Source organism: Leclercia sp. UBA1284 (assembly GCF_002308415.1).
Taxonomy (GTDB): domain Bacteria; phylum Pseudomonadota; class Gammaproteobacteria; order Enterobacterales; family Enterobacteriaceae; genus Enterobacter; species Enterobacter pneumoniae.
The window spans coordinates 352582-369877 of sequence record NZ_DBUS01000007.1 but is presented as its reverse complement, the minus strand read 5'-3'; the positions used below and the strand labels follow the sequence as shown (position 1 = coordinate 369877).

The 17296-nt window shown below is 58.1% G+C and carries 17 protein-coding genes; 11 read left to right on the top strand and 6 right to left on the bottom strand.

The window, feature by feature from the left end; all coding sequences use genetic code 11:
* Positions 1–51: 51 nt before the first annotated feature.
* Positions 52–438 (top strand): cytochrome b562, encoded by a 387-nt coding sequence (gene cybC, locus B3511_RS16500; RefSeq protein WP_040077446.1) that lies wholly within the window; start codon positions 52–54, stop codon positions 436–438.
* Positions 439–508: 70 nt separating this feature from the next.
* Here cybC and B3511_RS16495 read toward each other — a convergent pair whose 3' ends face one another.
* Entirely contained in the window at positions 509–631 is a 123-nt protein-coding gene (locus tag B3511_RS16495) for a Hok/Gef family protein (RefSeq protein ID WP_233803611.1), read from the bottom strand.
* A 450-nt stretch (positions 632–1081) separates the two neighbouring features.
* Here B3511_RS16495 and B3511_RS16490 point away from each other — a divergent pair, with 450 nt between their 5' ends.
* From B3511_RS16490 to B3511_RS16445, 10 genes are all read left to right on the top strand, one after another.
* Positions 1082–1420 (top strand): PRD domain-containing protein, encoded by a 339-nt coding sequence (locus tag B3511_RS16490; RefSeq protein WP_154298914.1) that lies wholly within the window; start codon positions 1082–1084, stop codon positions 1418–1420.
* A gap of 11 nt (positions 1421–1431) precedes the next feature.
* Entirely contained in the window at positions 1432–1794 is a 363-nt protein-coding gene (locus B3511_RS16485; protein WP_002437459.1) for an SFCGS family glycine-rich protein, read from the top strand.
* 2 nt (positions 1795–1796) lie between these two features.
* Positions 1797–2096, top strand: a complete 300-nt coding sequence (locus B3511_RS16480; RefSeq protein WP_046886420.1) for a DUF4312 family protein — start codon at positions 1797–1799, stop codon at positions 2094–2096.
* Positions 2097–2118: 22 nt separating this feature from the next.
* Complete coding sequence (locus tag B3511_RS16475; RefSeq protein ID WP_040077439.1) at positions 2119–2895, top strand: DUF4311 domain-containing protein; 777 nt, start codon at positions 2119–2121, stop codon at positions 2893–2895.
* 13 nt (positions 2896–2908) lie between these two features.
* Positions 2909–3550: a DUF4310 family protein gene (locus B3511_RS16470; RefSeq protein WP_006179056.1), complete on the top strand. Its 642-nt coding sequence runs from the start codon at positions 2909–2911 to the stop codon at positions 3548–3550.
* A 42-nt stretch (positions 3551–3592) separates the two neighbouring features.
* Positions 3593–4726: an amidohydrolase/deacetylase family metallohydrolase gene (locus tag B3511_RS16465; RefSeq protein ID WP_286783823.1), complete on the top strand. Its 1134-nt coding sequence runs from the start codon at positions 3593–3595 to the stop codon at positions 4724–4726.
* Positions 4710–5828: a DgaE family pyridoxal phosphate-dependent ammonia lyase gene (locus tag B3511_RS16460; protein WP_286783822.1), complete on the top strand. Its 1119-nt coding sequence runs from the start codon at positions 4710–4712 to the stop codon at positions 5826–5828. Before B3511_RS16465 ends, B3511_RS16460 begins: the two co-directional genes overlap by 17 nt.
* Positions 5825–6565 carry a 2-dehydro-3-deoxy-phosphogluconate aldolase gene (gene dagF / locus B3511_RS16455; protein ID WP_212478328.1) on the top strand — a complete coding sequence of 247 codons (741 nt, stop codon included), beginning with the start codon at positions 5825–5827 and terminating at the stop codon, positions 6563–6565. The genes B3511_RS16460 and dagF overlap by 4 nt, the downstream gene beginning before the upstream one ends.
* A gap of 115 nt (positions 6566–6680) precedes the next feature.
* Positions 6681–7817, top strand: a complete 1137-nt coding sequence (locus B3511_RS16450; protein WP_286783821.1) for a lactonase family protein — start codon at positions 6681–6683, stop codon at positions 7815–7817.
* A gap of 19 nt (positions 7818–7836) precedes the next feature.
* Complete coding sequence (locus tag B3511_RS16445; RefSeq protein WP_040077433.1) at positions 7837–9747, top strand: BglG family transcription antiterminator; 1911 nt, start codon at positions 7837–7839, stop codon at positions 9745–9747.
* Here B3511_RS16445 and nrdG read toward each other — a convergent pair.
* The 5 genes from nrdG to treR form a co-directional block, all read right to left on the bottom strand.
* Positions 9744–10208: an anaerobic ribonucleoside-triphosphate reductase-activating protein gene (gene nrdG, locus B3511_RS16440; protein ID WP_286783820.1), complete on the bottom strand. Its 465-nt coding sequence runs from the start codon at positions 10206–10208 to the stop codon at positions 9744–9746. The two genes, B3511_RS16445 and nrdG, sit on opposite strands and share 4 nt — an antisense overlap.
* 140 nt (positions 10209–10348) lie before the next feature.
* Positions 10349–12487, bottom strand: coding sequence for an anaerobic ribonucleoside-triphosphate reductase (gene nrdD / locus B3511_RS16435; protein ID WP_046886426.1), 2139 nt, complete (start codon positions 12485–12487; stop codon positions 10349–10351).
* A 373-nt stretch (positions 12488–12860) separates the two neighbouring features.
* A complete protein-coding gene (gene treC / locus B3511_RS16430; protein WP_286783819.1) occupies positions 12861–14516 on the bottom strand; it encodes an alpha,alpha-phosphotrehalase in 1656 nt (551 codons plus the stop codon).
* 48 nt (positions 14517–14564) lie between these two features.
* Positions 14565–15983 (bottom strand): PTS trehalose transporter subunit IIBC, encoded by a 1419-nt coding sequence (gene treB, locus B3511_RS16425; protein ID WP_046886521.1) that lies wholly within the window; start codon positions 15981–15983, stop codon positions 14565–14567.
* A gap of 125 nt (positions 15984–16108) precedes the next feature.
* Positions 16109–17056, bottom strand: coding sequence for a trehalose operon repressor TreR (gene treR / locus B3511_RS16420; protein WP_286783818.1), 948 nt, complete (start codon positions 17054–17056; stop codon positions 16109–16111).
* Between the last annotated feature and the right edge of the window lie 240 nt (positions 17057–17296).

The following is a 17296-nucleotide window of genomic DNA, read 5'->3' as shown; positions in this document are numbered from 1 at the left end:
AACAAGCGCGCCCGGCGCGCTTTTTTAATAACAAAAAAAAGGAAGTGAGCAATGCGTAAAAACCTGTTAGCTATCCTGGCGGCATCATCGCTGGTGTTGAGTTCATCTGTCTTCGCAGCCGATCTGGAAGACAACATGGATACCCTCGCTGAAAATCTGAAAGTGGTGCAAAAAACCGATAATGCGGATGAAATGAAAGCCGCATTAACGAAGATGCGCGCCGCCGCGGTCGATTCGCAGAAAGCGACACCGCCAAAGCTGGAAGACAAAGCTCCCGATAGCGCAGAGATGAAAGATTACCGTCAGGGTCTTGAGACGCTGGTCGGTCAGATCGATGGTGCACTGAAACTGGCTAACGAAGGCAAAGTGAAAGAGGCGCGGGCCGCTGCGGATGCGTTTGCTGCCACCCGCAATGAGAACCACAAAAAATTCCGTTAAATGGGTGCCTGAGCTGTACGTCTTCTCCCCGTGTGCGGAGGCGCGCGAAACGCCTCCGCATGCTTGCTCCTTACTTACCGGAGCGACAATCCAGTCGCGCTACCACTTCGAAAGATCCGTTACGAAAACCGATCTCGCACAGTGTTTTCCTCGTTGCCAGTGTTAAGATGATTATTGTCAAAGAAATAATCATCAGAGCCCTGATAATGGGGTCTCTGCGTTTCATGGATGCCTCCTTGCTTTTATGCGGGCGAGGTAGCAAACGTCACGTGGTTAGACGTAATGTTTCGGGCCCTCGCCCTGATTTTATGTCAGGCGGGGCTTTCCACTTTCCGTCTCTTGCCTGAGACGGTCAGTCTCAAGCACCCGCAGCCACTCTATCCCATCCCCATAAGAAAACCTTATCTGCGTCACATTTCTACGAGGCTGCTCGTAAACTTTTCCACTTCGCTTCCCGTTATCTCCCGCTGAATAGCGTGATGCACATCACGTAAAACCCGGGTTTTATCTCCATTTCACCCATTTCTGTGGCACAGATCACTGGTGCCGCCCGCCTTTCCACTTCGAAGTGGAAAACAACTCGCTACAAACTCTCCACCTGCAACGTTAGTTTTATTCCAGAGCCATTAACGGGATAAGACGAGTGATAAACGGAGCGGTAATGAACGACGTTGAGGACCAGGCAGCGAAAACTGAACAGCTCGCTGACACCATGCTAGAGCAGGTTTTTGCCCTGCTTGGCCGCCACACCATCATCCCCAATGACGTGCAAAAGCAGATGCTGACCTCCCACGTTCGCGCCATGGCGCACCGGTCAGTGACCGGCGAACCTTTGCCGGAGGTCGAAGCGGACCTGTTTGATGAAATTTCACCTGATTCAATGCGGCTTGCCCGTGAAGTGGTAGCGCAGTTTGGCAACCTTCCTGATGAAGAGGCCTGGCTGCTCTCCGTTCACTTCGAAGTCGCGAAAGACAACCTTTAAGGAGCAACACAATGGAACAAATTACTGTGGTTATTGGCGATCGTCTGGGTAAAGGCCAGAAAGTGGCGGCAGGTGTAGAGAAAGCGGGCGGTCGTGCAGTGGTTGTGCCGGGCGTTGCGGCGGATATGAAGCTGGGCGACGTCATGAAAGCGGAAAACGCGACCTTCGGGATCTCTTTCTGCGGCAGCGGCGGCGCAGGTGCGATCACCGCGCAGACCAAATATGGCTACAAAGCGAAATACGGCATGCGTTCCGTGGAAGAGGGCGTGACCGCCATCAACGAAGGCTGCAACGTACTGGGCTTTGGCTTTATGGATAAAGAAGAGCTGGGCGAGCGTCTGGTTCAGGCGTGGCAGAAGAAGCACGGCGCATAAACATGAAAGAGCAATTCACCACCACGGTGAGAGTGAAAGGCAAGGGCGAGGCCAAAGCGCGCGCCTTTGCCGACGCGCTGAACCAGGTTCAGGCCGCGGTGATGAAAGCATCGCCGCATATCTTACTGCGTATTGAGCCACAGGACGTGCAGGTTGTTCAGGCGCAAGAAGCGGTGCGGAAAGAGGCGTTTCTGTTCTTCTTTCTGCGCCGGGAAAGACGCACCTACAGCGTGGAGCTGGATGTGACCGTCAACGTGACTGCCATCAATCTGGACCAGGTGGACTTTGTCACGCAACGCTGATTCTTACTAATAGGGCAGACTAATGTTCCTGATAATTTTAATAAAATCGCTCATCATCGGCGGCCTGGTTGGCGTCGGCGTAGGCGCCGGGGCTGCACGCATGTTTCATGCGCCTACCACACAGGGTATGGGCGCGTTTCGTACGTTGGGGGAACTGAACTCCTGTGAAGGAGATCCGGCGTCTCACTTCTCCTTTGGGTTAGGCTTCTTCTTTAACGCCTGGGCCTCTTCCGTCGCAGCAGGCTCCTTCACGCAGGACGTTGACCATCGCATCATCCCGAACTGGGGCGCGGCTGCGCTGATGATCAAAAACCGTAACGTCGGCGAGACGCTGCACGACCCACGCAAAATGGCGATTGCCTGCGGCGTGATCGGCATGCTCGTCGTGACCTTCCTTAACCTTACCGCCTCTTCCGTTCCCGCCGCGCTTCAGGTCACCGCCGTGAAGGTGCTGGTCCCTGCGGCCAACCTGCTGGTGAATACCGTGATGCCGGTGATCTTCTGGCTGGCGGCCATCGACGCGGGTAAAAAATCGGGCTTCTGGGCCACCGTGTTTGGCGGCGCGGCGCAGCTGATCATGGGTAACGCCGTACCGGGTCTGGTGCTGGGTATCCTGATTGGTAAAGGCGTGGAAGAGAGCGGCTGGAACCACGTCACCAAAGTGATGATGGTGGCTATCGTTCTGCTGTTCGTGCTGAGCGGCTTCTTCCGCGGCTTCGACATGAAGATGATCGAATCCTTCCATCTGACCGTGCCGAACTGGCTCGACATGATCCACAACTCGCTCAGCGGTAAATAACAGGAGCCTCTAAATGGAACAGAATAAAGGTTTTTGGTATGCCGACTGGTCGTTCCCCATCTTTGTTGGCCTGCTCTCCTCCGGCGTCTTCGCCGGGACGCACATGTACTACCTGTACGGCATCGGCGCCTTTAACGAAGTGGCCTTTGTGGCGATGCTGAAAGCGGGAATGGATACCGGCGTGTACGGCGCGGTTGCCGCGTTCGGCGCCAGCTTCCTGTTCGCGCGCATCATTGAAGGGTCGCTGGTCGGTATTCTGGATATCGGCGGGGCGATCCAGACCGGCGTAGGCCTGGGTGTACCGGCGCTGCTGCTGGGCGCGGGGATTATGTTCCCGGTGACCAACTTTATCGCCGCCCTGATAACCGGTCTGGTGATTGGCCTGGCGATTGGCTACGTCATCATTCTGGCGCGTAAGTTCACCATCAACCAGAGCAACTCCACCTACGGCGCAGACGTAATGATGGGCGCGGGTAACGCCTCCGGCCGCTTCCTCGGCCCCTTGATCATCCTCAGCGCCATGACCGCCTCCATTCCGATCGGCGTGGGTTCACTGCTGGGCGCACTGCTGTTTTACATCTGGCAGAAGCCGATTACCGGCGGCGCCATCCTTGGTGCGATGCTGTTGGGCTGGCTGTTCCCGGTCGCCCTTTAATACCCGCGGGCGCTTCGGCGCCCGCTCCTTCAGGAGATACGCATGTTTGATTTACTCCTGCGCCGTGCGCGCCTTACCGACGATACCCTGACCGATATCGCCATTCAGGACGGGAAAATCGCGGCGCTGGGCGAAATTGACGCTCCCGCACGTAAAACGGTCGAGCTGAACGGCGATGTGTTTGTCAGCGCCGGCTGGATCGATTCTCACGTTCACTGCTACCCGAACTCTCCCATTTACCACGACGAGCCTGACAGCGTCGGCATCGCCACCGGCGTCACCTCGGTGGTAGACGCGGGCAGTACCGGAGCCGACGACGTTGACGATTTCTACGCGATTACCCGCAAGGCCACAACCGAGGTCTTTGCCCTGCTGAACATCTCCCGCGTTGGGCTAATCGCCCAAAATGAACTCGCCAATATGGCGAATATCGACGCCGGGGCAGTGAAGCAGGCGGTAACACGCCACCCTGATTTTATCGTTGGCCTGAAGGCGCGCATGAGCAGCAGCGTGGTGGGCGACAACGGCATTACGCCGCTGGAGCGCGCGAAAGCCATTCAGAAAGAGAACGGCGATTTGCCGCTGATGGTGCACATCGGCAACAACCCGCCGAACCTCGATGAAATTGCCGAACTGCTGAGCAGCGGCGACATCATCACCCACTGCTACAACGGCAAGCCGAACCGCATTCTGACCCCCTCCGGTGAGCTGCGCGCGTCTGTCACCTCCGCCCTGAAGCGCGGCGTGCGACTCGACGTCGGCCACGGCACGGCGAGCTTTAGCTTTGAAGTGGCGAAACGCGCCATCGCGATGGGCATTCTGCCGCACACCATCAGCTCGGATATCTACTGCCGCAACCGCATCAACGGTCCGGTCGGCTCACTGGCGAGCGTGATGTCGAAATTCCTCGCCATCGGCATGTCGCTGCCGCAGGTGATCGCCTGCGTGACCGAAAACGCTGCCGACGGCCTGCGCCTGACGCGCAAAGGGCGCATTCAGCCGGGTCTCGACGCCGACCTTACGCTCTTCACCGTTAAACGTCAGCTGACGCTGTTGACCGATGCTGAAAACGACAGCCTGCAGGCTGAACATATTCTGGTGCCGCTTGCCGCTATCCGCGCGGGCAAGGGCTACATGACCGAACAAGGGAGCACGGAACATGCCTTCGATTTTTGAAAAGTACAATTTAAAGCAGGTTATCAACACCTCTGGCCGTATGACGGCGCTGGGTGTCTCCACGCCGCGCCCGGAGGTGGTGCAGGCGGCGATGGACGGCATGAATCAGTACTTCGAAATGAAAGACCTGGTGAACAAAACCGGGGAGTACATCGCAAAGCTGTTGGACGTGGAAGGGGCGACGGTGGTTTCCTGCGCCTCGGCGGGTATTGCGCAATCCGTGGCGGCGGTCCTGGTCAAAGAGAGCGACTGGCTGCTGGAAAACCTGCACGTCACCCCGATTGAGAACAACGAAATCGTCCTGCCGAAAGGGCACAACGTCAACTTTGGCGCGCCGGTCGGCACCATGGTGGCGCTGGGCGGCGGCAAGCTGGTGGAGGCTGGTTACGCGAACGAGTGCTCTGCCGACCAGCTGGCAGCGGCGATCACCCCGCGTACGGCGGCGATCCTCTATATTAAATCTCACCACTGCGTGCAGAAAAGCATGCTCAGCGTCGAGCAGGCGGCGGTGGTCGCCCGTAAACACGATCTGCCGCTGATCGTAGATGCCGCCGCGGAAGAAGATCTGCATGTCTATTACCGCTCCGGCGCGGACCTGGTGATCTACAGCGGCGCGAAGGCAATCGAAGGCCCGACCAGCGGCCTGGTGATCGGCAAAACCCAGTACGTCGAGTGGGTGAAACGCCAGACGGCGGGCATTGGCCGCGCCATGAAGGTGGGTAAAGAGGGGATCCTCGGCCTGACCTGCGCCATCGAACACTACCTGACGGCGACGAAAGAGAACGGCGCGGAGATGGTGGCGAAGATGACGCCGTTTATCGATGCTCTTAACACCCTGAACGGCGTCACGGCGCGCGTAGTCTGGGACAGTGCCGGACGTGATATCGCCCGCGCAGAAATTAAGTTTGACGAAGCCATTACTGGCGTCGGCACCGGTGACCTTGTGCACGCCCTGAAGCAGGGCGAATACGCCATCTACTTCCGTGGTTACAAGGCCAACGAAGGGATTATCGAGGCGGACGTGCGCAGCGTGAATGCTGACCAGCTGAATATTGTGTACCGCCGCATTAGCGAAGTAGTAGGACAGGAGAAAAACGCATGAAACTGACCCCCAATTTTTACCGTGACCGCGTGTGCCTGAACGTGCTGGCAGGCTCCAAAGCCAACGCCAGCGCCATCTACGAGGCGGCGGAAGGCCACGTGCTGGTGGGCGTGCTCTCCAAAAATTATCCGGACGTAGACAGCGCGGTCGCCGACATGCGCGAGTATGCCGCGCTTATCGATAACGCCCTTTCCGTGGGGCTAGGGGCGGGCGATCCGAACCAGTCTGCAATGGTGAGCGAAATCTCCCGTCAGGTGCAGCCGCAGCACGTTAATCAGGTCTTTACCGGCGTCGCCACCAGCCGTGCGCTGCTGGGGCAGAGCGAGTCCGTGGTGAACGGCCTGGTCTCGCCAACCGGCACCGTCGGCATGGTCAAGATCTCCACCGGCCCGCTGAGCAGCGCGGCACCGGATGGGATCGTCCCGGTCGAAACCGCCATTGCCCTGCTGAAAGATTTCGGCGGCAGCTCCATCAAATACTTCCCGATGGGCGGTCTGAAGTGCCGCGATGAGTACACCGCGGTAGCGGAAGCCTGCGCCCGTCACGACTTCTGGCTCGAGCCGACCGGCGGTATCGATCTGGAAAACTTTGAAGCGATCCTGCAGATTGCCCTGGACGCGGGCGTGAGCAAGATCATTCCGCATATTTACAGTTCGATTATCGATAAAGCCAGCGGCGATACGCGCCCGGAAGATGTGCGCACGCTGCTGGAGATGACGAAGAAGCTGGTGAAATAAAAACTGCCCCTCACCCTAACCCTCTCCCAAAGGGAGAGGGAACCTTTACCCCCTCTCCCTTTGGGAGAGGGCCGGGGTGAGGGGAAACAAACCGCACAACCCCAAAGGAGCCACCATGCACACCCGCAACCTGCTCGTCGCTTCACTCTCGTTACTCGCTACTACCGCCGTCGCCCAGACGCAGTACGCCTGGGTGGGAACCTACAACCCGAACGGTGAAGGGCTGTACCGCTTTACCCTCGACCCGCAAACCGGCGCGCTCGCGAACAAAACGCTGGTGAGCAAGCTGCCGAACGCCGCACAGCTGACCGTCTCGCACGACGGCAAAACGCTCTATCTGGCAAGCGAGGTGGAGCAGGGGGTTGTGCAGGCGCTGCGCATCGGTGATAACGGCGATCTGAGCGAGTTAAATCAGGTGGCTTCCGGCGGCGCGGGGCCGGTCTATCTCTCCCTGACGCCGAACGGCCAGCATCTGCTGGTGGCGAACTACGTTAGCGGGTCAATCGCCGTTTTACCGATTAAAGCGGACGGCAGCCTGGGCGAGGCCACGGATATTCATCAGGATAGCGGGGAACCGGGCGTGGCCAAACCCGAGGCGGCAGTGGAGGGCAGCTTCGCCATTAGCGATCACAATGGTCCCCATGCCCACATGATCGCCGCCGATCCGAGCGGGAAGTACGTGTTTTCTACCGATCTGGGGCTGGATCGGATCTACCAGTACCGTTTTGACGATCAAACCGGCAAGCTGACGCCCAACGATCCGCCGTTCATTAACGCCTCCTCGAAAGGGGCCGGGCCGCGCCACTTCGTCTTCACACCAAAAGGCGATGCCCTGTGGTTGATTAACGAAGAGGCCTCGACGCTGACCCATTACGAGGTGAACAGCGACGGCCAGCTCAAAGAGGGCAAAACCCTCTCCGCCCTGCCGGAAGGTTACAAAGGCACCAGTTTTGCCGCCGGGCTGGTATTAAGTGCTGATGGAAAGCAGCTCTACGTGGCTAACCGATTGCATAACAGCATCGGGCACTTTACCGTAACAGCCGATGGCACGCTGACGCATCAGGACGACGTCTGGACGCGGGGTGATTATCCGCGCACCCTCACGCTTGATAAGCAGGGACGCTGGCTGTACGTCATGAACCAGCGCAGCGATAACATTACCCGTTTTCGCGTGGCGCAGGACGGCAAGCTCCGCTTCGAGCCGGACTATACCCCGGTCGGCAGCCCATCCCAGATGGTCATTTCACCTTAAGCTGTAAGAGGACATCCCCGTGCGATTCCCGAACCAACGTTTAGCGCAACTTTTCGACCTGTTGCAAAACGAGACGCTGCCGCAGGACGAACTGGCGCAGCGGCTGTCGGTCTCCACGCGAACCGTCCGTGCTGATATCACCGCCCTGAACGCGCTGCTGGCGAGCCACGGCGCGCAGTTTATTCTGAGCCGTGGCAATGGCTATCAACTCAAAATTGACGACGCCGAGCGCTATCAGCAACTGCAGTCATCTCACCCGCGCGCGCTGCGTATTCCGCGAACCGGGCCGGAGCGGGTGCACTACCTGGTGGTGCGTTTTCTTACCTCGGCTTTTTCCCTCAAGCTGGAAGATTTGGCCGATGAGTGGTTTATCAGCCGTGCCACCCTGCAAAGTGACATGGTTGAAGTTCGGGAATGGTTTACCCGCTATAACCTGACGCTGGAGACGCGTCCGCGCCACGGTATGAAGCTGTTTGGCAGCGAGATGTCCATTCGCGCCTGCCTGACCGATTTGCTGTGGGAACTGGCGCAGCAGGACGGCCTGAATCCGCTGGTCACCGAGGTGGCGTTGAACGCGGGCGTTCCGGAACAGCTGGTGGCCGTACTCCACGATACTCTGACCCGCCATCACATCCGCCTTACCGATGAGGGGGAGCTGTTTGTCCGCCTCTACTGCGCGGTGTCGGTACGGCGCATCAGCGAAGGCTACCCGCTGCCGGAGTTCAGCGCGGAAGATGTGGAAGAGAACGTGCGGGATGCCGCAAAGGATATTGCCGCGGCGATAGCGCTTCTGGCGGATAAAGCGCTGGCCCCCTCCGAAGAGAACTGGCTCTGCGTGCACCTTGCGGCGCGTCAGATCCAGGATATCGCCCCCAGCGCCATCAATGCCGACGACGACGAAGCGCTGGTTAACTATATTCTGGGTTATATCAACACCCACTATAACTACAACCTGCTCAGCGATGCCCAGCTGCATGCGGATCTGCTCACGCACATCAAGACCATGATCACCCGGGTGCGTTATCAGATCATGATCCCCAACCCGCTGCTGGATAACATCAAACAGCACTACCCGATGGCCTGGGATATGACTCTGGCCGCCGTGTCGAGCTGGGGCAAATATACCCCCTATGTCATCAGCGAAAACGAAATTGGTTTTCTGGTGCTGCATATCGGCGTGGGGCTGGAGCGTCACTACAATATCGGCTACCAGCGCCAGCCGCGGGTGCTGCTGGTGTGTGATGCCGGTAACGCGATGGTGCGAATGATCGAAGCGGTGCTGCAGCGCAAATACCCGCAGGTGGAGGTGACCCGCACCGTGACGCTGCGCGAGTACGAGCAGAGTGAGGCCATCGCCGAAGACTTTGTTATCTCTACCGCGCGTATCAGCGAAAAGGCCAAGCCGGTGGTGCAGATCGCCCCCTTTCCGACCGATTATCAACTGGAGCAGATTGGCAAGCTGGTGCTGGTGGACCGCACCCGCCCGTGGATGTTGGAGAAGTATTTCGACGCCGCTCATTTCCGCATTATTGACCAGCCCATCGACCAGCAGACGCTGTTCCGCCAGCTGTGTGAACAGCTTCAGTCAGAAGGCTTTGTAAACAGCGAATTTCTCGACTCGGTGATTGAACGTGAAGCCATCGTCAGCACCATGCTGGGCGATGGCATAGCGCTGCCGCACTCGCTGGGTCTGCTGGCGCAAAAGACCGTGGTCTATACGGTGCTGGCCCCGCAGGGGATCCAGTGGGGGGATGAAACCGCGCACGTTATCTTCCTGCTGGCCATTAGCAAAAGCGAGTACGAAGAGGCGATGGCGATCTACGATATTTTCGTCACCTTTTTACGCGAGCGGGCGATGGCGCGGCTGTGCGGCTGCGGTGATTTTGCGGCATTTAAAACGGTGGCGGTGGAGTGCCTGAGCCGCTTTTAACGCAGATGATGAACGACCTGGTTGCTGCTGCCGCGCCAGATCAGCGCCGGGTCTTTTAAATCCTGCACAAATTTGCCGTCCACCAGCACGTTAATTAGATCCACCACTTCCCGCTGGGCGTCGTTCAGCTCATCCAGCTTATAGCCCGTCCAGACCCAGATGTCTTTGCCGCTGCACTCGCGGCGGATTCGCTTCACCAGCTTCAGGATCTCTGGCACGTTCTGCGGGTGAAGGGGGTCACCGCCGGAGAGGGAGATCCCCTGGCGGTGAATGCGCGTGTCGTTCAGATCCGTGATGATCTGATCTTCCATCTCTGCCGTAAACGGCATGCCTGAGTTCAGACGCCAGGTACTTTTGTTGTAACAGCCGGGGCATTCGTGAACGCAGCCTGCCACAAAGAGCGTGCAGCGGGTGCCGGGGCCGTTGACGATGTCGACGGGGTAGTACTGATGATAATTCATAGGTTTAACCTGATGCCCTCACCCCGGCCCTCTCCCACAGGGAGAGGGAGAAAACCGGCGACAGGCATAACAACGTGCTCGATCGGTTCCCTCTCCCTTGAGGGAGAGGGGTAGGGTGAGGGGGAGAACCCGGTAAAAACTCAACCGAGCTGCCCATTCCCCAAATGCTTCACGCGGCGCTTCACCTCTTCCTGCTTCCCGGCGTTGAACGGACGCGCATCCGGGCTGCCAAGATAGCCACACACACGGCGGGTGACGGACACCCGGGCGGCATCGTGGTTACCGCATTTCGGGCAGGTGAAGCCCTTGCTGGTGCACTCAAACTCACCGGTGAAGCCGCACTCATAGCACTCGTCGATTGGCGTGTTAGTACCGTAATAGGGCACATGCTGATAGCTGTAATCCCACACGTCTTCCAGCGCCTTCAGGTTGTGCTGAATGTTCGGGTACTCGCCGTAGCAGATGAAGCCGCCGTTGGCGATGGGCGGGTAGGCCGCTTCGAAGTCGATCTTGTCGTACGGGTTCACCTTCTTCTCCACGTCAAGGTGGAAGCTGTTGGTGTAATAACCTTTATCAGTTACGCCGTCGACCACGCCAAACTCCGCGGTATCCAGGCGGCAGAAGCGGTCGCAGAGGTTTTCGCTTGGGGTGCTGTAGAGGCTAAAGCCGTAGCCGGTTTCGTCTTTCCACTGGTCAACCGCGTCGCGCAGACGCTGCACAATCGCGACCCCTTTGGCGCGCAGGGCCGCGCTGTCATACATGTGCTTGTCGCCAAACAGCGCGTTAATGGTTTCGTGAATGCCGATATAGCCCAGCGAAATCGAGGCACGGCCGTTTTTGAAGATCTCCGCGACGTCGTCATCCGCTTTCAGGCGCACGCCGCACGCCCCTTCCATATAGAGAATGGGGGCGACGCGGGCTTTTACCCCTTCCAGACGGGCGATACGGGTCATCAGGGCCTTACGCGCCAGGGTCAAACGGCTCTCCAGCAACGACCAGAACGCCGCTTCATTACCCTTCGCCTCCAGCGCGATGCGCGGCAGATTAAGGCTAATCACGCCCAGGTTGTTGCGCCCGTCGTGGATCTGCTCGCCGTTTTCATCTTCGTACACGCCAAGGAAGCTGCGGCAGCCCATTGGCGTTTTGAACGAGCCGGTAACCTTAACGACCTGGTCATAGTTGAGGATGTCCGGGTACATGCGCTTACTCGCGCACTCCAGCGCCAGCTGTTTGATATCGTAGTTAGGATCGCCGAACTTATGGTTCAGGCCGTCGCGAATGGCGAAGACCAGCTTCGGAAACACCGCCGTTTTGCGGTTCTTGCCAAGGCCCGAGATGCGGTTGCGCAGAATCGACTGCTGGATCAGGCGCGACTCCCAGCTGGTGCCGAGACCAAATCCGAAGGTGACAAACGGCGTCTGGCCGTTAGCGGTGTGCAGGGTGTTCACCTCATATTCCAGCGACTGGAAGGCGTCGTAGCACTCTTTCTCGGTGCGGGAGTGCGCGTAACCCTCTGCATCCGGGATCTGCCACTCCTGGGCGACTTTGCGGTGCTTCTCAAAGCTTGCCGTTACGAACGGGGCCAGCACTTCGTCAATGCGGTTGATGGTGGTACCGCCGTAAATATGGCTGGCCACCTGGGCGATGATCTGTGCGGTGACAGCGGTGGCGGTAGAGATGGATTTTGGCGGCTCAATCTCGGCATTGCCCATCTTGAAGCCCTGGGTCAGCATCCCTTTCAGATCGATCAACATGCAGTTAAACATCGGGAAGAAGGGGGAGTAATCGAGATCGTGATAGTGGATCTCGCCGCGCTCATGCGCCTGCACCACGTCACGCGGCAGCAGGTGCTGACGGGCATAGTGTTTGGCCACGATCCCGGCCAGCAGATCGCGCTGAGTGGGGATCACTTTGCTGTCTTTGTTGGCGTTTTCGTTCAGCAGGGCCGGGTTGGTCTGCTCCACCAGGCCACGGATCTCCTGGTTCAGGCGGCCACGCTTCTCGCGCTGGATATCACGGTCATGGCGATACTCGATGTAAGCGCGCGCCAGCTGCTTATAGGGGCCGGACATCAGCTGGTTTTCCACCGCCGTCTGAATCTCATTGATATCGACCTGGCTGCGGCCGTTCATCTGGTTACAAACGACGTCTGCGACGGTGGCGCAATAATCTGCGTCATCGACTCCCGCTGCTTTAGCTGCACGCAGAATAGCTTCCTGAATGCGCTCTGATTTGAACGGCACTTTACAGCCATCACGTTTCATCACATGCGGTGTCATGATCACTCCATTTTATCTATTTATAACTACCGGTTATCCACAGAGGTGGAGAAGTATGCACTGGGCGCAATGGCACAGGGCCCAGCGACTTCCCGCGTTACCCACAGTTGTTATCCACAATTTCTTGTCATCTTGTTGTTGAAAGCGTAGACGCTTAATACAAGATGTTGGGTTGGCGTGCATTTTAAGTGCTACATATAGTGATTTGCATCAAACATGTTTGCGATTTATTTGATTCAGGACAAAGCAAAAAGACGAGCGTACAAATGGCGGGCGTTAGGACGATTGTAAATATGCAGAGAATAAAGCTGATTAAATATTCAACAAAAACAGCATAATAAGCCGGGGTAATTATTACACCCGGCCTTCTGGTTTATGACTGCAGCCACCATACCGCTTCAAACGGGCGCAGCGTCATGGCAGCAGGATGGCTGGCCGTTTCGCTATAGTTGCTTATCACCGTCTGCCATTCCCCCTCTGCGGCCTCGGGCTGCCAGGACTGGCATGTCCGACTCAGGTTGGCGACTACCATCAATGTTTGTCCCTGCCACTGACGGCGATAACACCAGAGGGAGGGATGTTCGGGCAGCAGGTCCTGATAATCGCCCCAGGTCAACACTGGCATCGCTTTGCGCAGGGCGATAAGTCGCTGGTAGGTATAAAACACCGAATCGGGATCGTTAAGCGCCGCCTGCACGTTGATGTCGCGGGTGTTATCGCACAGGGCAATCCAGGGTTCGCCCCCGGTAAAGCCTCCATTGAGGCTGGCATCCCACTGCATCGGGGTTCGGCTATTGTCGCGGGATTTGCTCGCCAGAATCGCCAGCAGCGCGTCCGCATCGTGTCCCGCGGTGCGCAACCCGGCAAACATATTGTGGCTCTCTACGTCGCGATAGTCGGTAATGCGGGTAAAGTGCGGGTTGGTCATCCCAATCTCTTCACCCTGGTAGATGTATGGCGTGCCCTGCATGCCGTGCAGCACCATCGCCAGCATCTTTGCCGCCGGGACGCGATACTCGCCCTCGTCGCCAAAGCGGGAGACGATGCGCGGCTGATCGTGGTTACACCAGAACAGCGCATTCCACGCCCGGTTGTGCATCCCCTGCTGCCAGTGGCGGAAGAGGGCTTTGAGCGCTACGTAATCGGGTTGTGCCAGGGTCCACTTCTCGCCGTTGGGATAATCCACTTTCAGGTGGTGGAAATTAAAGGTCATGGACAGTTCGCGCCCGTCCAGCGCGGCATACTGCTGGCAGTGCTCCAGCGTGGTGGAGGACATCTCACCCACCGTCATCAGGTTACGCGGCGTAAAGACGTCGCGGCTCATCTCCTGCAAGTAATCATGAATGCGCGGCCCGTCGGTATAGAAACGACGCCCATCGCCCAGCTCGTCGTCCGGGAAGGCCTGGTCCTTCGACACCAGGTTAATGACGTCGAGGCGCAGCCCGTCCACGCCGCGATCGGCCCAGAACGCGCAGACTTTTTTTAGCTCGTTACGCACCGCCGGATTTTCCCAGTTGAGATCGGCCTGCTCAGGGGCAAACAGATGCAGGTAGTACTGCTCGCTCTCCGTATGCCAGCGCCAGGCATTGCCGCCAAATTTAGAGCGCCAGTTATTGGGGAGCTGATCCGGGGTGCCGTCGCGCCAGATATAAAACTGTCGGTACGGGCTCGCTTTGTTGAGCGACTCGCGAAACCAGGCGTGCTGCGTGGAGGTATGATTGAAGACCATATCCAGCACGATGCGAATGCCGCGGGCGTGGGCGCCGGCGACCAGCTCATCAAAATCATCCAGCGTGCCGTAAGTCGGGTCGATGGCGGTATAGTTCGCCACGTCGTAGCCGTTATCCACCTGCGGGGAGATATAAAACGGGGTGAGCCAGATGGCATCAACGCCCAGCGTTTGCAGATAGTCGAGACGCTGCGTCACCCCGCGCAGGTCGCCGGTGCCGGAGCCGGTGGTGTCCTGGAAGCTTTTTGGATAGATCTGGTAGATAACGCCGTTTTGCCACCAGTGGGGAAGGGTAGTCATAATACGTTCCTGCAAATGCGAAGGGGCGCAAGGGCGCCCCGAAAAGAGTTAAATAATCTGTAGCGTGCCCTGACGGAACTTGCGCTGATACATCACGGTGGTTAACGCCATTGGCACGATGATGGCCACCGCCATCGCCAGCGCGAACACCTGCCAGAAGTCTGGCTGAATGGAGAGGATACCCGGCAGTCCGCCCACGCCGATGCCGTTCGCCATCACGCCGTTCAGGCCGCACAGCAGCGCCGCCAGACCTGAGCCGATCATGGCGCACAGCATTGGGAAGCGGTACTTGAGGTTGATGCCGTACATCGCCGGTTCAGTGACCCCCAGATAGGCAGAGATGGCCGCCGGAACCGATATTTCGCGTTCGTTATGTTTGCGGCTCACCAGAATAATGCCGGTTACTGCCGAAGCCTGTGCGATGTTCGACAGGGCAATCAGCGGCCACATCGGGGTACCGCCCATGCTTTGAATCATCTGCATATCAATAGCGAGGGTGGTCTGGTGCACGCCGGTAATAACCAGCGGCGCATACAAGAAGCCAAACAGCGCGGCGCCCACCGGCGCGAAGCTGCCGATCATCAGGTGACGCATCGCCCAGGCGACGCCGTCGCCGATCATCCGGCCGAACGGGCCGATAAAGGCATGCGCGAGGAAGACCGCCAGAATTAACGACGTGACCGGCACCACCACCAGATAGAGGTAATCGGGCACCATGCGTTTTAAACGGGCTTCAATCATGCCCAGCGCCAGACCAGCCAGCAACGCCGGGATCACCTGCGCCTGATAGCCCACTTTGGCGATGGTAAACAGGCCGAAGTTCCAGACTTCCGGCACCTGCTGACCCAGTAAGTAAGCGTTCATTAACTGCGGAGAGACCAGCGTGATACCCAGCACGATCCCCAGAATGGGCGTCCCCCCCATCTTGCGCACCGCCGACCAGCAGATGCCCACCGGCAGATAGAAGAAGATGGCTTCGCCGATCAACCACAGAAAGTCATTGATGCTTTGCAGCGTCGGGTAGAGCTGCACCAGGGTCTTGCCGTCGCTCATCGGCACATCGCCAATCACGTTGCGGAAGCCCAGAATTAAGCCGCCGCTGATTAACGCAGGCAGCAGCGGGAAGAAGATTTCGGCGAAATGTGAAATGAGCTGTTCATGCCACTTCATATTCTGTCGCGCCGCTTTTTTGGCCTGCTCTTTATCCGCTGACGCGTGGCCGGTCGTGGCGAGCAGGGCTTTGTAGTAATCGCCCACCTCGGTACCAATCACGACCTGGAACTGCCCGGCGTTAGTGAAGCACCCTTTCACCATCGACAACTCTTCAATGGCCTTCGGGTTGGCTTTGGCCGGATCGTTCAGCACGAAGCGCAGGCGGGTAATACAGTGGCTGACGGTGGCGATGTTTTCACGTCCACCAACCAGTACGATCAGCTGATCAATATCGTCTTGTTTTACTTTACTCATCATGAAGCCTCATGACACAGGTGTAGGGAAGGAACTGCACGCAAGGCTACTCTTTAAGCAGACGCACGAAAACGGGAACGTTCCCGAAACCCGGCGAAGATCACAATAAACCGTAACGGAAGGGATCAGGAGAGGGTGGCGGGAATGGTAATTCGCCGGGGTTCGCTGCGGCCGGTGATCTGCTCGATCAGCTGTAAGGCGGCCTGACGACCCGATTCGGCGTAGCCGGGATCGACGGTGATGATCTCCGGGTGCAGGAACTTCATCAAGGGAGTATTGCCCACGCTGGCCAGCTGTAGGTTATCGATGCGCTGCTCTTGTAAGTACTTACTCGCCCCCAGCGCCAGGGTATCGGTGGCGCAGACCAGGGCGGTGGTTTGCGGCGTAAGCACGGCGCCCACCTGGTCATAGCCCTGCTTCATGCTCAGCCCCGGCAGCGAGGCCACGGCAGGCAACGCCCGTTTTTTACAGAAGGAGAGATAAGCGTCATACCGGCGCTGGCCGGTGGTGATATCGCTGTGCGGCACGCCCAGATAGCTAATATGGCGATGACCGCCCTCATACAGGCGCTGCATCAGCGTCAGGATCGCCCCTTCGTCGTCATAGCAGACCGAGGCAAACCCGGCGGCATCGCGCGCCATCAGCACCAGCGAGGATTGCCACGGCGCGAGCATCTGCTCTTCTATGCCGGAAAAACCAAACAGCACCACGCCGTCGATATTGCGGCGCTGAAGCATGCCGAGGTGCTCTTCCACCATCTGCGGCGAAAACTTACTCTCCATCATGATGGGGTCGTAACCCTGCTCATAAAAGGCCGGCAGCATGGTCTGCACCGCCAGGTTTTCCGAGAGAGAGTCGAGACGCGTGACGATGATCGCCACCACTTTATCGCTCTGCCCACGCATGGCGCGCGCGGAACGAGAAGGGGAGAAGCCATGCTGTTCCATCACCGCCTCGACGCGTTCACGGGTACGCTGGCTGACACCGCTTTCGTTATTCAGCACGCGTGAAACGGTCGATTTGCCCACGCCGCTTAAGCGCGCGATGTCTTTGATGGTCAGGCGGTTCTGCATGCTCTGTTCCCTGTAATACGACAATGAAGTGATCAATAAGCCTAACAGTCTACCCCATTGGGCTCGTTTAATGGCCAGTTTGGGCCTGGGCCGCGTTGTGCGTCTCCAGACTGGCCGTAATAAGTCGGCCCTGTGGAATAGGTTCTAATTCGGGCAGGGGGATCCGCAATGGGCAAAGTCTGGTTTACGTTTGGTTTAGTCCCCGGCGATTATCATACCGCCCGAAATGTCACTCACGGT

Bases quoted from the DNA above. Each gene is read 5' to 3' on its own strand.
- B3511_RS16470 (WP_006179056.1), top strand. From the start codon at position 2,909: ATGGAACAGAATAAAGGTTTTTGGTATGCCGACTGGTCGTTCCCCATC.
- cybC (WP_040077446.1), top strand. From the start codon at position 52: ATGCGTAAAAACCTGTTAGCTATCCTGGCGGCATCATCGCTGGTGTTG.
- B3511_RS16480 (WP_046886420.1), top strand. From the start codon at position 1,797: ATGAAAGAGCAATTCACCACCACGGTGAGAGTGAAAGGCAAGGGCGAG.
- B3511_RS16450 (WP_286783821.1), top strand. From the start codon at position 6,681: ATGCACACCCGCAACCTGCTCGTCGCTTCACTCTCGTTACTCGCTACT.
- B3511_RS16460 (WP_286783822.1), top strand. From the start codon at position 4,710: ATGCCTTCGATTTTTGAAAAGTACAATTTAAAGCAGGTTATCAACACC.
- treR (WP_286783818.1), bottom strand. From the start codon at position 17,056: ATGCAGAACCGCCTGACCATCAAAGACATCGCGCGCTTAAGCGGCGTG.
- B3511_RS16465 (WP_286783823.1), top strand. From the start codon at position 3,593: ATGTTTGATTTACTCCTGCGCCGTGCGCGCCTTACCGACGATACCCTG.
- treB (WP_046886521.1), bottom strand. From the start codon at position 15,983: ATGAGTAAAGTAAAACAAGACGATATTGATCAGCTGATCGTACTGGTT.
- dagF (WP_212478328.1), top strand. From the start codon at position 5,825: ATGAAACTGACCCCCAATTTTTACCGTGACCGCGTGTGCCTGAACGTG.
- nrdD (WP_046886426.1), bottom strand. From the start codon at position 12,487: ATGACACCGCATGTGATGAAACGTGATGGCTGTAAAGTGCCGTTCAAA.
- treC (WP_286783819.1), bottom strand. From the start codon at position 14,516: ATGACTACCCTTCCCCACTGGTGGCAAAACGGCGTTATCTACCAGATC.
- B3511_RS16495 (WP_233803611.1), bottom strand. From the start codon at position 631: ATGATTATTTCTTTGACAATAATCATCTTAACACTGGCAACGAGGAAA.
- nrdG (WP_286783820.1), bottom strand. From the start codon at position 10,208: ATGAATTATCATCAGTACTACCCCGTCGACATCGTCAACGGCCCCGGC.
- B3511_RS16475 (WP_040077439.1), top strand. From the start codon at position 2,119: ATGTTCCTGATAATTTTAATAAAATCGCTCATCATCGGCGGCCTGGTT.
- B3511_RS16485 (WP_002437459.1), top strand. From the start codon at position 1,432: ATGGAACAAATTACTGTGGTTATTGGCGATCGTCTGGGTAAAGGCCAG.